Below are 14,308 nucleotides of genomic sequence, written 5' to 3'. Positions count from 1 at the left end.
GTGGAAGGAAACTAGACCATCTTACAAGCGCATCGGCCGTGCGGTGGCGTACAGACAACGCAAAAACGCCGGTCCGGAAAGCGCGTGCAAAAAAAATGGGCTGCATGAGCATCGCGCCCGTGCAGCCCGTTCCTGAACGCGTCAGGCGAGCGCAATCAGACGACGTTCATCGCCAGCGCGCTTGCGCGGTAATGTTCCGCGGCCTTGTCCGCGTCGCCGAGCTGTTCGTGCAGACGGGCGAGCGCGCGATGCGTGCGAATCTTCAGCGGTTCGTTGTCGGCGAGCTTCAGCGCCGATTCGAGGAACGCCTGCGCCTTGCCCCACAACTGCTGATGCAGGCAGAGACGTCCGAGCGTGAAAAGCAGGTCGGCGTCTTCGGTGCGTTCCTTCTGCCACGCTTCGGCGCGCTGGATCAGCGGGAAAGCGTCGCCGCCGACGATGCAGTCCGGATAACGCCGCAACAGCCGCGCGTCCCAGTTGTGCGCGAGCGCGTCTTCGACGATCTTCTTCGCCTCCGCGCGACGATCGAGCGCGATCAGCAGTTCCGCGGCGAGATCGGCGAGACGCGGCGACTGGCGCTCGGTCGCCGACAGCGATTGCCACAGTTCGAGCAGCGCGTCCGGGTTATGCCGGCGATCGCGCAGCAGATTTTCCGCCGCGACCTGGCGCAGCCGCACCGCGACCGCCGGATGCAGCGCCTCGCGCTTCTCCAGCATCCGCACGAGCTTCAGCACTTCGCCCCAGTTCTTCAATTGCTGCTGCGCGCGCAGCGCGATTTGCTGCGCGTGGATGCGCCGGCCGCCCTGCGCCTGCATTTCGGTGAGCGCGACGAGCGCGCCGTCGGCGTCGCGGCCATCGGCGCGCATGTCGGCGGTGGCCATCAGGCGCGCGTCCTGCCAGTCGGCGCCGGAAACCTGCGCGAGCCACTCGTCGCGGCGCGCATATTCGTGCAGACGATGCGCCGCGTTCGCGCCGATCAGCCCGGCCGCACCCTTGTTGTCTTCGACGGACAACGCATCGCGCGCGGCCTTCTCGGCTTTCGAGAAACGTCCGGCGTACAGATGCCCGACCGCATCGCGCAGCGACGCATTCGCCTTCGCGATCTTGCTGCGCGTGCGGTACGCGGCGACGCGCGACGGCATCTTCCAGACGCCACGCACCGCGCGGATGATCGCGTACAGCACGATGAACAGCACGACGAGCGCGACCGCGAACAGATTGAGCGACATGTCCACGCGATACGGCGGTATCACGAGCAGGATTTGTCCGTTGTTGAAGCCGCCGACGGTCGCGACGATCACCGCGACGGCGAACAGCAGCGCGAGCCAGATGAGTCCACGAATCGTCATCATCCGCCTCGCTTGAACTGATGGACGGCGGCGAGGCTCGCGTTCAGGTTCGGCACGGCGACGGCGAGCGACGCCTGATCGACCTGCTTCACGAGCTCGCGCACGGCCTGCACTTTCTTCGACGAGGCATCGAAGTAGCGGCCGAGCGCGGCGTCGGCGGCGTGCAGGTCCGACTTGAGCGTCGGCTCGCTGCGCGACAGCAGCGAAAGACGCGCCGACAGCAGCCGCAGCTTCACGTTTTCGCGCACGAAATAACCTTGATCGGGCGATGTGAGCATCGCATCGGCGTTATCGATGCGGCGCACCGAGACGAGGCTCGACAACTGCTGGCCGATGCCGTTCGTGATCTGATGCCACAGCACCTTCCAGCGCGGCTCGCCGGTCGCCGCCGCGATCGACGCGCTGTTGGCCGGCTCGGCGGCCTGCGCGCGGGCGCGGGCGATCGGCGCCTCGCCCGAAAGCGGCAACTGGTCGATCTGGTCGATGGCCGTGTCGAGCTTGATCGCGAGACCGGTGAGATCGGTCGTCGGCGTGGCTTTCAGCTTGTCGATGTCCTGCGCGATCGCCTTGCGGATCGCGACGACCTGCGGACCGGTGGTCGCGGCAAGACGCGTGTCGGCGCTTTGCAGCGCGAAAAGCGCGAGTCGAACGTTGCCGGTGAGTTGCAACTGCTGGCTCGCGCTCGACAGAATCTGCTCGACTTCGGCGACGGTCCAGTCGTCGCGATTGCTCGCGAGATCCTGATATTGCTGCTGCAGCGCCTGACTGTGCGCTTCGGCATCGGCGAGCTTGCCCTGCAACTGGATGATCTGCGTGTTCAACGCGGTGGTCGCGCTCGCGGCCTGATCGGCCTTCGCGCGCAGATCGGCGTTCTGCTCGTCGGACTGGGCGAGGCGCTGCGACAGTTGCGCGTCGGTGCGCTCGAACTTGCGGTTCAGGACGAAGGCGCCCGCGCCCGCCGCCACCGCCAGAATGACGACGACGAACCACAACACCACGATGCCCGCGCCGCCGTTCTTCTTCTGCTGCTCATAAGGCGTGAAAGGCGTGTTCGGCGGCAAGGGCGGTGTCACGTTCGGCTGAGGTGAAGCTTTCTTGGAATCGTTCGAATCAGTCATGCGTGATTGAGCCGTTTGTTGGGCCGGCGCGGTGGCCGGATTGGCGTCCGTCGGCGCGGATGAGGAATTTATCGAAGCCGATGCGCTCGCGTGCGCGTGAGCCTCCGGATCCCGTTGGAGCGGGAACAGCGCTTCCAGCGCGTGCGCGTTGCGCTCATCGCCCGCGCCGGACACCGTAATCCTATCAAAACCCGCTCCCCGCGCGGCCTCGGCGATGCGCGGGTGCGGGCAGACGAGCGGCGCGCGCTTGAGCAGCACGATTTCGTCGGCGGTGAGATGTTCGTGGGCGAGCTCGTCGAGATTGCGCACGCCTTCCGAGCTTGTCAGCAGCCACGCGTGCGGTTCTCCGGCCAGCAATCCGTGGATGCGCTCCCACTCTTGCATCGACGGTTCCGGCAACACGCGGCGATAGGCGGCGGCCTTTTCGACCCGCGCGCCTGCTTGCGCGAGCCGCTCGGCGAGCCATTCGCGGCCGCCGTCGCCGCGCACGATCAGCACGCGCTTGCCTTCGAGACCGTTCGTGCCGAAATGCGCTTCGATCGCGGTGAAGAGCGCCTCGGAATCGAAGCGCGGATCGAGCGCTTGCGCCGACGGACTGATCACGCGATGCGACGGCGCGTGCACGCCCTGACGCGCGAGCGCCGCGACCGAGCCCGGACCGACGACCGCGACGGGCAAATCGACGGGCCACGGCGCGGCGAGCCGCGAGAACGCATGATCGATCGCATTCGGCGACACGAACACGACGAGCGCATAGCGCCCCGGCGCTTCCGGCGGCAGAAAAAGCTCGTCGAGCGCGGCGCGCAGCGGCGCATCGTCGGCGACGGGCGCGATATCGATGAGCGGAAATTCCAGCGCGTCGAAGCCGGCGCTCGCAAGGAGCGCGAGCAGCGCGGACGACTGTCCGGCGGGACGCGTGACGACGACGGTGGCGCGGCGCTCGCTCGCCATCAGGACTTCGGCCCCGAGGGCGCGGTGTTCGGGCCGTCGGCGCGCGACATGGTGCTGAGCGCGGCGACGATATCCATCGCGCCTTGCGCTTCGAGATCCGACGACACGCGCTGGCCGAGCGCGAGCGCGGCGGCGAGATCGGGCGCCTGCGCGCTTTCCTCCGCGCGCAGCACGCGCTTGCCGTCGGGCATCGACACCGCGCCGCGCAGATTCAGCGCGCCGTCGCGCCATACAGCGTACGCGGCGAGCGGCACTTCGCAACTGCCGCCGAGCGCGCGCGACACCGCGCGTTCCGCCTCGACCGCGAGCGCGGTGTTTTCATCGTGCAAAGGTGCGAGCCACGCGGCGAGATCGGCGCGGTCCGCGCGAATCTCGATGCCGAGCGCGCCCTGCCCCGCTGCCGGCAAGCTCTCGGACGGATCGAGCAGCGCACGGATGCGCGCTTCCAGACCGAGACGCTTCAAACCCGCCGCCGCGAGGATGATCGCCGCGTACTCGCCGCGGTCGAGCTTGGCGAGACGCGTATCGAGATTGCCGCGCAACGGCCGCACTTCGAGATGAGGAAAGCGCGCGCGAATCATCGACTCGCGACGCAGGCTCGACGTACCGACGATGCTCCCCGCAGGCAGCGCATCGAGCGATGCGTAATGCGGCGACACGAAAGCGTCGCGCGGATCTTCGCGCTCCATGATGGCGCCGAGCGTGAAGCCTTCGGGCAGTTCCATCGGCACGTCCTTGAGCGAATGCACGGCGAGATCGGCGCGGCCCTCGGCGAGCGCGGCTTCGAGCTCCTTCACGAACAAACCCTTGCCGCCGACCTTCGACAACGTGCGATCCAGAATCTGATCGCCGCGCGTCGTCATTCCGAGGATTTTCACGTCGCAAGATGGATATAATTTGTGCAGCGCACACCGCACGTGCTCGGCTTGCCACATCGCAAGCCGGCTTTCCCGCGAAGCGATGATGATGCTCGCGGGCGGTGTCGTTGAATGCGTCTCGGAATTCATTGATGCTCGATCGAATGACGGGATGGATGAATAGACATTAGCGAACAATGGTAGCACGCACGCCAAGGTCCACCGACACCCGGGCAGCGCGCGAGAGCCTTGTCCGATGCGCCTTTCGGGGCGTCCGTGGTGTGTTCCTAGCGGCGTGAACGACGGCCCCGGCCGCGTCGCGCGCGATGAACGCTTCGGGGCGCGAAGAATGCCGCGGCATGCTGTCGCCGGTTTGACGCACGGCCGTTCGCGCGGCCCGCGATTTTCTGCCGATGCGGCGCCCGTCGAGGTCGCCGGATCATGTCGATGTACCCTGGCTTCGCAGCTTTCGAGAGGAACCCAACGTGACGTCATCCGGATCGGCTCGCCCGGCGCGCCGCAACGCCGCATTGCCCAAGTCTTCCTCCTCCGACGCGCCGCGCGCGGCGTCGTCGCCCATCGTCACGACGAAGGCCGCGACGGCCGCGAAGGCTTCGAAAGCGGCCATCGCGCCGAAGCTCGCGAAGAAAGCCATCGCGACCAAGACCGCGCCGACGAAGCTCAAAACGCCGCGCCCCAACGGCGTGGCCGTCGCGAAAGCCGCGAAGCCCCCGAAGCCCGCGAGCCGCACGCGCGACGACAAGGACCGCCCGCTCTTCGAAGACATCCGCTTTCTCGGGCGTGTGCTCGGCGAAGTGCTGCGCGAGCAGGAAGGCGACGCCGTGTTCGAGGTCGTCGAGGCCATTCGTCAGACGGCCGTGAAGTTCCGCCGCGAGGACGACGTCGAAGCCTCGCAGACGCTCGAAAAGAAGCTGCGCGCGCTGTCGCCGGAACAGACGGTGTCGGTCGTGCGTGCGTTCAGCTACTTCTCGCATCTCGCGAACATCGCCGAAGACCGCCATCACAATCGCCGGCGGCGCATTCACGCGCTCGCGGGCTCGGGTTCGCAGCCGGGCACCATCGCGTATGCGATCGAGCGCATGCGCGAGCACAAGAACATCAGCGCGACGCGCAAACTGCTCGAGAGATTTTTCGGCGATGCGCTGATCGTACCCGTCCTCACGGCGCATCCGACCGAAGTCTCGCGCAAGAGCATTCTCGACGCGCAACACGATATCGCGCGTCTGCTCGCCGAGCGCGATCAGGAACTGACCGCGCGCGAACGCGCACAGAACGAAGCGGTGCTGCGCGCACGCGTGACGTCGCTGTGGCAGACGCGCATGTTGCGCGACGCGCGCCTTTCCGTCGCCGATGAAATCGACAACGCGCTGTCTTACTATCGCGCGACCTTTCTCGCCGAAATTCCCGCGCTCTACGCCGATATCGAAGCCGCGCTCGCGGAACACGGCCTGCCCGTGCGCCTGCCGCCGTTCTTTCAGATGGGAAGCTGGATCGGCGGCGACCGCGACGGCAATCCGTTCGTCACCGGCGAAACGCTCGAAAACGCGATCACGCGTCAGGCGATCGTCATCTTCGAACACTATCTGGAAGAGACGCACAAGCTCGGCGCGGAATTGTCCGTGTCGGACCTGCTCGCCGGTTCGAGCGATGCCCTGAAAGCACTCGCCGATGCCTCGCCCGACCAGTCGCCGCATCGCAAGGACGAGCCGTATCGGCGCGCGCTCATCGGCATCTACACGCGGCTTGCGGCGAGCGCGCGCGTGCGGCTCGGCGAAGGCGTCGTGACCGTGCGTAGCGCGGGTCCGGGCGCACCGCAGATTCGCGCGACGCCCTACGCCGATGCCTCCGAATTCGTGCGCGACCTGCACGTGCTGATTGATTCGCTCGCGGAGCATCACGGCGCGTCGATGTCGAGCCTGCGTCTGTCGCCGCTCGCGCGCGCCGCCGAAGTGTTCGGCTTCCATCTCGCGAGCATCGACTTGCGGCAAAGCTCGGACATTCACGAGGCCGTCGTGAGCGAGCTGCTCGCGCGTGCGGGCGTCGTCGAGGATTACGCGTCGCTCACCGAAGAGCAGAAGCGCGAAGTGCTGCTGAAGGAGCTCGCGCAGCCGCGCCCGCTGCGCCTTCCCTACGCGCAATATTCCGATCTCGCGAAAAGCGAGCTCGGCGTGCTCGAAGCGGCCCGCGAGACGCGCGCGAAGTTCGGTGCGCGCGCGGTGCGCAACTACATCATTTCGCATACGGAGACCGTCAGCGACTTGCTGGAAGTGATGTTGCTGCAGAAGGAAACGGGCGTGCTGCAAGGCTATCTCGGCGCGAAGGACGATTCCCCGCGCGACGGCCTGATGGTCATTCCGCTCTTCGAGACCATCGCCGACTTGCGCAACGCGCCGGTCATCATGGGCGAATTCTTCGCGCTGCCGGGCATCGACAAGCTCATCGAAAATCAGGGCAACGAGCAGGAAGTGATGCTCGGCTATTCGGACAGCAACAAGGACGGCGGTTTCCTCACGTCGAACTGGGAGCTGTATCGCGCGGAACTGGCGCTCGTCACGCTGTTCAAGGAGCGTGGCACGACGCTGCGCCTCTTCCACGGACGCGGCGGCACGGTCGGACGCGGCGGCGGCCCGACGTATCAGGCGATTCTGTCGCAGCCGCCCGGCACCGTCGACGGGCAAATCCGCCTGACCGAGCAAGGCGAAGTGATTGCGAGCAAGTTCGCGAACGCGGAAATCGGGCGGCGCAATCTGGAGACGGTCGTCGCCGCGACGCTGGAAGCATCGCTGTTGCCGCACGAGAACGCGCCCGCGCAGTTGCCGCAATTCGAAGCGGCGATGCAGACGCTCTCCGATTCCGCGATGGCCGCGTATCGCGCGCTCGTCTACGAGACGCCGGGCTTCACCGACTACTTCTTCCTGTCGACGCCGATTTCGGAGATCGCGGAGCTGAACATCGGCAGCCGGCCGGCGTCGCGCAAGCTGCAGGATCCGAAGCAGCGCAAGATCGAGGATCTGCGCGCGATTCCGTGGGGCTTCTCGTGGGGCCAGTGCCGTCTCTTGCTGACGGGCTGGTACGGCTTCGGCAGCGCGGTGACGGCGTATCTCGAGCGCGCCGGTTCCGACGATGAACGCGCGAAACGTCTCGCGACGCTGCGCAAGATGCACAAGACGTGGCCGTTCTTCAAGAACCTGCTGTCGAACATGGACATGGTGCTCGCGAAGACCGATCTCGCCGTCGCGTCGCGCTATGCGCAGCTCGTCACCGACAAGAAGCTGCGCAAGACCGTGTTCGACAAGATCGTCGCGGAGCATCAGCGCACGTGCGACGTGCTCGGCGAAATTACCGGCAAGATCGATCGTCTTTCGGACAACCCGCTGCTCGCGCGTTCGATCAAGAACCGCTTCCCTTATCTCGATCCGCTCAATCACTTGCAAGTGGAGCTGTTGAAGCGTCACCGCGCGGGCGATCAGAACGTGCGGCTGCGGCGCGGGATTCATTTGACGATCAACGGGATTGCCGCGGGGTTGCGTAATACCGGCTGATGCCTTCCCTTGGCGGGGCGTTTTGGTTCGGGATGCAACGTTGCCTCGATGTATGCGTGGGTTTCGGCGGATCCCGATTTCGTGTCGGTCTATTGGCGTTGCCCCTGTGCGGGGCGGCACCTACTTTCTTTGCTGCTGCAAAGAAAGTAGGCAAAGAAAGCAGCTTTTCAGGCCCGCGGTCACACGCACGTTGGGTAGTTCTCTCGTCCCGGGCGGCACTCGCCTAAAGAGTGCCCTCAAAGGACCAATCGGGCTTGGCTCGCGCACGGTCTGCCGCCCGAAGGTGTTCAGAACATTGGTTCAGCACGAAATAGCTTCGGCACAGCGCTTCGCGCTGCCGTAGGGCATGCAAGGGAAACCATCGGTTTGCGTGCGCAGTGCGATAGCGATGTTAATAGCGAAGCACTGGCAGTCCCGCTTAACCGGTCGGCCGCGAAGCGGGCTGGAGCTGTTTGGTGCTGAACCAGTTCGTTGTGTGGTGCGATGTGGCAGACCGTGCGCGAGCCAAGCCGGGTGATTGTGATGAGGGCACTCCTTAGGCGAGTGCCACCTGGGACGAGAGAACTACCCAAATTGCGTGTGACCGCGGGCCTGAAAAGCTGCTTTCTTTGGTCACTTTCTTTGCAGCAGCAAAGAAAGTGACTGCCGCCCCGCACAGGGGCAACGCTAATAGACCGACGCGAATAAGGGATCCGGCGAAATCAACAACCGTCACCGACACGAACCCGAGGATCGAGCGACATCCAACAATCTTCAACCACGCCGCTTCCCCTCCACCATCACCGCATCGAGCTCGAACGAGCAATCATCCTTCACGTTGAAATACTGCCGCACCTCATCCGGCGCGCTCGCCCACATCGATCTGATGGCCGTCACGCGCTCGGCCGGCGTACGCATCCGCGTCACCCACGACTCGAATTCCAGCGGGATGCGCCAGCGCTCGGCGATTTGCGCATCGAAACCGGCGGCATCGAGCATCGCGATCCATTCGTCGGCGCGATAGTCACGGATATGCGACGCATCGCGCAGGATTTCGATCGCCTGAATGTGCGTGTCGTAGAGCGGATCGTCGATGCCCGCGATATCGATGAACTTCAGCCGCCCGCCAGGCTTCAACACGCGATGCACTTCGGCAAGCGCTGACGAAACGTCGCGCCAATGATGCGCGCTCATCCGGCTCACGGCCCAGTCGAACGACGCATCCGCGAACGGCAGCGTTTCGGCCGCGCCCTGCTGCGTGCGAATCGTCGTCAGGCCGCGTTCCTTCGCGGCGGCTTCCACGGTCGCGAGCATCTGCGGGGCGATGTCGTACGCCACCACTTCGCGCACGTGCGGCGCGATCGCAAAGCTCGCGTGTCCCGCGCCGCATCCCATGTCCAGCACGCGCGCGTTGCCGCAAGTGGCCGCGAACGTCGCGGAGAGATTCTGCAGATCCGCGCCGCTCGCATGGACGGCGCTCGTGAGATACGCGGCAGCGGTGCTGCCGAATGCGTCTGCGACCTGATCGTGGTGTTTCATCGTGGGCTCCGGTTTCGTCGTGGTCTTGTGTCGCTACAATAGAACCCGCTTTGTACCAGTACAAGTTGTGCAGTTATTCTGGTATGTACACCACCTGCCACGCATGAATCACATCGACAAGAACGAAACCCTCGCCGAAACGTCCGCGCACGCGCTCGGCGAGTTCATCCGCGCGCATCGCGAAAGGCTGTCGCCGCAAGCGGTCGGACTCGCGCCCGGCCCGCGCCGCCGCACGCCCGGCTTGCGCCGCGAAGAAGTCGCGCAACTGTGCGGCGTGAGCCCGACCTGGTACACCTGGATCGAGCAAGGCCGGCCCGTGTCCGCTTCCGCCGATGCCCTCGCGCGCATCGCCGTCGCGCTGCAACTGTCGCGCGCCGAACGTGCGTATCTTTTCGAGCTCGCCGCCCAGCGCGATCCCGCCGAGCCCGATCCGGCTTCGCAGGACGCGCCCGCCGCGCTGCTCCAGACCGTCGGGCTGATCGGCGCGCCCGCCTACGTGCTCGATCGTCAGTGGAACGCGCTGCGCTGGAACGAGCATGCGTCGGCGCTGTTCGTCGGCTGGCTCGACGGCGAGCACGACCGCAATCTGCTCACGTACACGTTCACGTCGCCGGCGGCGCGCGCGCTGATCGTCGACTGGGAAACGCGCGCGCGGCGTCTCGCGGCCGAATTCCGCGCCGATTCGATCCGCCATCTGAACGATGCGCCGACGCGCGCGCTCATCGACGATCTCTCCGCCGCGAGCGATGCCTTCGCGCGCTACTGGGCGTCGCAGGACGTGTTCGAGCGCGAAGGCGGCGAGCGCGCGTTCAATCATCCGTCGCGCGGGCGCGTCGTGTTCAATCAGATCACGTTCAAGCCCGCGCATCGCGAGGATTTGAAGCTCGTGATTCTGGTCGGATCGGAATAGTGCCGAATGTTAAAATTGTCGACTTCCCGAAGCCCGAACCGCTGAAAACATCACCATGACGTCCCAACTCCACAAAAAAGGCGAAGCCTGGTCGGCTCGCTTCTCCGAGCCGATGTCGGAGCTCGTCAAGCGCTACACGTCGTCGGTGTTCTTCGACAACCGGCTCGCGCTCGTCGACATTCAAGGCTCGCTCGCGCACGCGTCCATGCTTGCGGCGCAGAAGATCATCAGCGCCGACGACCTCGCCGCCATCGAGCGCGGCATGGCGCAGATCAAGGGCGAAATCGAGCGCGGCGAGTTCGAGTGGAAGCTGGATCTGGAAGACGTGCATCTGAACATCGAGGCGCGCCTGACGGCGCTGATCGGCGATGCGGGCAAGCGCCTGCACACCGGCCGCTCGCGCAACGATCAGGTCGCGACCGACATCCGCCTGTGGCTGCGCGGCGAAATCGACCGCATCGGCGAGCTGCTGAAGGAGTTGCGCGTCGCGCTCATCGACATGGCCGAAAAGCATGCCGACACCATCATGCCGGGCTTCACGCACCTGCAGGTCGCGCAGCCGGTCACGTTCGGGCATCACCTTTTGGCCTATGTCGAAATGTTCTCGCGCGATGCCGAGCGCATGCGCGATCTGCGCCGTCGCGTGAACCGTCTGCCGCTGGGCGCGGCGGCGCTCGCGGGCACGAGCTATCCGATCGACCGTCACGCGGTCGCGGCGGCGCTCGGCTTCGACGGCATCTGCGCGAATTCGCTCGACGCCGTGTCCGACCGCGACTTCGCGATCGAATTCACGGCGGCGGCCGCGCTCGTCATGACGCACGTGTCGCGCTTCTCCGAAGAACTCGTGCTGTGGATGAGCCCGCGCGTCGGCTTCATCGACCTGGCGGACCGTTTCTGCACGGGTTCGTCGATCATGCCGCAGAAGAAGAATCCCGACGTGCCCGAACTCGCGCGCGGCAAGACGGGCCGCGTGAACGGCCATCTGATGGCGCTGCTCACGCTGATGAAGGGCCAGCCGCTCGCCTACAACAAGGACAATCAGGAAGACAAGGAGCCGCTGTTCGATACCGTCGATACGGTCGCGGATACGCTGCGCATCTTCGCGGAAATGGCCGCGGGCATCACGGTGAAGCCGCAGGCGATGCGCGCGGCCGCGCTGCAAGGCTTCTCGACCGCCACCGATCTCGCCGACTATCTCGTGAAGCGCGGCCTGCCGTTTCGCGACGCGCACGAAGCCGTCGCGCACGCGGTGCGTATCTGCGACGATCGCGGCTGCGATATCGCGGACCTGTCGCTCGACGCGATGCGTATCGAACTGCCGAACGTCGCGCATCTGATCGGCGAAGACGTGTTCGACTATCTGACGCTCGAAGGCTCGGTCGCGAGCCGCAATCATCCGGGCGGCACCGCGCCGGATCAGGTGCGCGCGGCGGCGAAAGCGGCGCGCGCGGCGCTCTGATCGCATTGTCGCGTTGCTGATCTCGAAGGCCGTTCGCAAGGACGGCCTTTTCGTTTCCGCACGCGACGCCATGTCTCGCGCGCGATGCACCTTATTTTCGAGATAATCGGAAATTCATTGCGGTTTCACCGGCAAGCTCGTCCATGATCATTCGCCCCAAGCTCAACTGGTTCCGGCTGCTGTTCGTGTGGCGCGGCTCCGTGCTGCCGCAACTGCTGCCGCGCCTCGGGCTGATCTTCGCGCTGTCGCTCGCGGCGATCTTCATGCACGACCACATGCGGCACTATCCGCTCGGGCTCGGCACGCCGCCGTTCGCGCTCGTCGGCATCGCGCTCGCGGTGTTTCTCGGTTTCCGCAACAGCGCGAGTTACGAGCGATGGTGGGAAGGCCGCAAGCTGTGGGGCACGCTGCTCAACACATCGCGCGCGCTGGCGCAGCAGGCGCTGTCGCTGCCGGACAATCGCGACCGCGCTGAGGAGCGACGTTTTCTGTCCGCGCTCGGCGCGCTGCCTCACGCGTTGAGACATCAACTGCGCAACACCGACGCGCTCGCCGATCTCGCGCCCCGCCTCTCGCCTGAACTGCACGCACGCGTGGCCGCCGCGAAGTTCCGGCCCGCGCTGATTCTGCTCTGGCTCGGCGAATGGGTCGCCGAACGCAAGCGGGAAGACGCGCTCGACGGCTATGCCGTCCTCGCGATTCAGCACAATCTGAACGCGCTTTCGGATGTGATCGGCGGATGCGAGCGCATCGCCTCCACGCCGCTGCCCTTCTCCTACTCGGTGATGATTCACCGCACGATCTACCTCTTCTGCGTGATGCTGCCGTTCGGCCTCGTCGATGGCGCCGGCCTGCTCACGCCGCTTTTCGCGTTGCTCGTCGCGTATGCGTTCATGGCGCTGGAGGCGATCGCCGCGCAGATCGAAGATCCGTTCGGCCTCGAGGAAAACGATCTCGCGTTGAACGCCATCTGCGACGCGATCGAAGCCGCGCTGCACGACATGGCCGCCGACCCCGACTTCCCGATGCCGCCGAAGACCGTCGCATCCTCGCGCGATTTCATCCTCGATTGATCGCGGTTCGATCTTTCATCAAACGACACAATTCGTTTCGCGATAGCGGATGCTGCGCAAGCACGACATCGTTCATAATCGTGCGACTCATCCTGGAGGAATTGTTTTGAAACTGTTCTACAAGGCAGGCGCCTGTTCCCTCGCGTCGCACATCGCGCTCGAAGAATCCGGGCTCGCCTACGAAACCGAAGCCGTCGATCTCAAGACCAAGCTCACCGCGAGCGGCGCGGATTTCACCAAGATCAACGCGAAGGGTTACGTGCCCGCGCTCCTGCTCGACAACGGGGAACTGCTGACCGAAGGCCCGGCGATCATGCAATACATCGCCGATCAGGTTCCGGCGAAGCATCTCGCGCCGCTCAACGATGCGATGGCGCGGTACCGTCTGCAAAGCTGGCTCACGTTCATCGGCACGGAACTGCACAAGAACTTCTCGCCGTTCTTCAACCCGGCCGCAAGCAGCGACTGGAAGGCCGCGGCGATGGCCAATCTCGAACGCCGTCTCGCCTACGTCGCGCAGCAAGTCGATGACAAGCAGTTCCTGCTCGGCAACGAATTCAGCATCGGCGATGCGTATCTGTTCACGGTTTTGAGCTGGGCGAAGCATATCGATCTCGACCTCGGCAAGTGGCCCGCGCTCGTCGCGTATCAGGCGCGTGTCGGCGCGCGCCCGGGCGTGCAGGCCGCGCTCAAGGCCGAAGGACTGATCTGAATCCACGTCGTCTCCGGTAGCCAGGCGGCCTCCTTCGGGAGGCCGTTTTCACATGTAGCGTCGGCATCTCGATAAACGCGTCAGCACAATGCCATCCGGCGAAACCGCTCGTTTCACCATCTCAAATAAGAGTCGTCTCATTCAGTCTTAGACGCGCGCTCCCTATCATTTGCTCATGTTCTCGCGACGCCAAACGCAATCGGCGTCGTCAATCTGATACCGGAGATTCTCATGCGCAATCTGTTCAGCAAAGCCGCCGTCATCGCCATCGTTGCCGGCGCCGCCACGCTCGGCGTCGTCGCTTCGCCCAATGCAATGGCCGCCAGCAAGAGCGCGACCTTCGATGTCACGCTGACCGTGCAGGACGACTGCTCCATCGCCGCGAACCCGCTGAATTTCGGCAGCACCGGCGTGATCAGCAACAACCTCGATCAGACGACGACGCTCTCGGTCACATGCACCAAGGGCACGGCCTACAGCGTCGCGCTCGACGCGGGCACCGCGAACGGTTCGACTGTCGCGGACCGCAAGATGAGCAACGCGGCCGGCGATGCATCGGTCGAATTCAATCTGTATCGGGATACGGCGCGCACGCAGGTCTGGGGCAATACGGTGGACAGCGACACGGTCGCAGGCACGGGCGACGGCTCGAACCAGAGCATCACGGTTTATGGCCGCGTGCCGTCGCAAGACACGCCGGCTGCGGGCACGTATTCGTCGACCATCACCGCGACGCTGGTTTTCTAAGCATTTCGGTTTCCTTTTTTCAAAGGCGCGGGGCTTTTTAGAAAGCACCCG

10 protein-coding genes are annotated in these 14,308 nt (G+C 65.1%); 6 read left to right on the top strand and 4 right to left on the bottom strand.

Features of this window, described 5'->3' with window-relative positions; translation table 11 throughout:
• Positions 1-155 precede the first annotated feature (155 nt).
• From QCE58_RS04700 to hemC, 3 genes are read right to left on the bottom strand one after another with little or no spacing between them, the layout of a single operon-like run.
• A complete protein-coding gene (locus QCE58_RS04700) occupies positions 156-1,349 on the bottom strand; it encodes a heme biosynthesis protein HemY (protein ID WP_008350996.1) in 1,194 nt (397 codons plus the stop codon).
• Positions 1,349-3,418 carry a fused uroporphyrinogen-III synthase HemD/membrane protein HemX gene (gene hemDX / locus QCE58_RS04695; protein WP_250520985.1) on the bottom strand — a complete coding sequence of 690 codons (2,070 nt, stop codon included), beginning with the start codon at positions 3,416-3,418 and terminating at the stop codon, positions 1,349-1,351. Before hemDX ends, QCE58_RS04700 begins: the two co-directional genes overlap by 1 nt.
• Positions 3,418-4,425: a hydroxymethylbilane synthase gene (gene hemC, locus QCE58_RS04690; protein ID WP_250520984.1), complete on the bottom strand. Its 1,008-nt coding sequence runs from the start codon at positions 4,423-4,425 to the stop codon at positions 3,418-3,420. The genes hemDX and hemC overlap by 1 nt, the downstream gene beginning before the upstream one ends.
• A 335-nt stretch (positions 4,426-4,760) precedes the next feature.
• On the opposite strand from hemC, the gene ppc reads away from it, so the two are divergent.
• The gene (ppc, locus tag QCE58_RS04685) at positions 4,761-7,838 is read left to right on the top strand and encodes a phosphoenolpyruvate carboxylase (RefSeq protein ID WP_250520983.1); all 3,078 of its coding nucleotides are present in this window, start codon (positions 4,761-4,763) and stop codon (positions 7,836-7,838) included.
• 753 nt (positions 7,839-8,591) lie between these two features.
• On the opposite strand, the gene QCE58_RS04680 is transcribed toward ppc, so the two are convergent.
• Positions 8,592-9,356 (bottom strand): class I SAM-dependent methyltransferase, encoded by a 765-nt coding sequence (locus tag QCE58_RS04680; protein ID WP_008351004.1) that lies wholly within the window; start codon positions 9,354-9,356, stop codon positions 8,592-8,594.
• A gap of 103 nt (positions 9,357-9,459) precedes the next feature.
• Here QCE58_RS04680 and QCE58_RS04675 point away from each other — a divergent pair, with 103 nt between their 5' ends.
• The 5 genes from QCE58_RS04675 to QCE58_RS04655 all read left to right on the top strand — a co-directional run bounded on the left by QCE58_RS04675 (position 9,460) and on the right by QCE58_RS04655 (position 14,257).
• On the top strand, positions 9,460-10,266 hold the full coding sequence (locus QCE58_RS04675; protein ID WP_008351005.1) for a helix-turn-helix transcriptional regulator: 807 nt from the start codon (positions 9,460-9,462) through the stop codon (positions 10,264-10,266).
• 55 nt (positions 10,267-10,321) lie between these two features.
• Positions 10,322-11,725 carry an argininosuccinate lyase gene (gene argH / locus QCE58_RS04670; RefSeq protein ID WP_008351007.1) on the top strand — a complete coding sequence of 468 codons (1,404 nt, stop codon included), beginning with the start codon at positions 10,322-10,324 and terminating at the stop codon, positions 11,723-11,725.
• Positions 11,726-11,868: 143 nt separating this feature from the next.
• Positions 11,869-12,798, top strand: coding sequence for a bestrophin family protein (locus tag QCE58_RS04665; protein WP_008351010.1), 930 nt, complete (start codon positions 11,869-11,871; stop codon positions 12,796-12,798).
• A 106-nt stretch (positions 12,799-12,904) separates the two neighbouring features.
• Positions 12,905-13,510: a glutathione transferase GstA gene (gene gstA / locus QCE58_RS04660; RefSeq protein WP_008351011.1), complete on the top strand. Its 606-nt coding sequence runs from the start codon at positions 12,905-12,907 to the stop codon at positions 13,508-13,510.
• Between the two features lie 231 nt (positions 13,511-13,741).
• On the top strand, positions 13,742-14,257 hold the full coding sequence (locus tag QCE58_RS04655) for a spore coat U domain-containing protein (protein ID WP_244807785.1): 516 nt from the start codon (positions 13,742-13,744) through the stop codon (positions 14,255-14,257).
• The last annotated feature ends 51 nt before the right edge of the window (positions 14,258-14,308 follow it).

The organism is Caballeronia sp. LZ028 (genome assembly GCF_031451415.1).
Lineage (GTDB): Bacteria > Pseudomonadota > Gammaproteobacteria > Burkholderiales > Burkholderiaceae > Caballeronia > Caballeronia zhejiangensis.
Note: the sequence above shows the minus strand (reverse complement) of the source record. Positions and strands in the feature narration are given on the sequence as shown.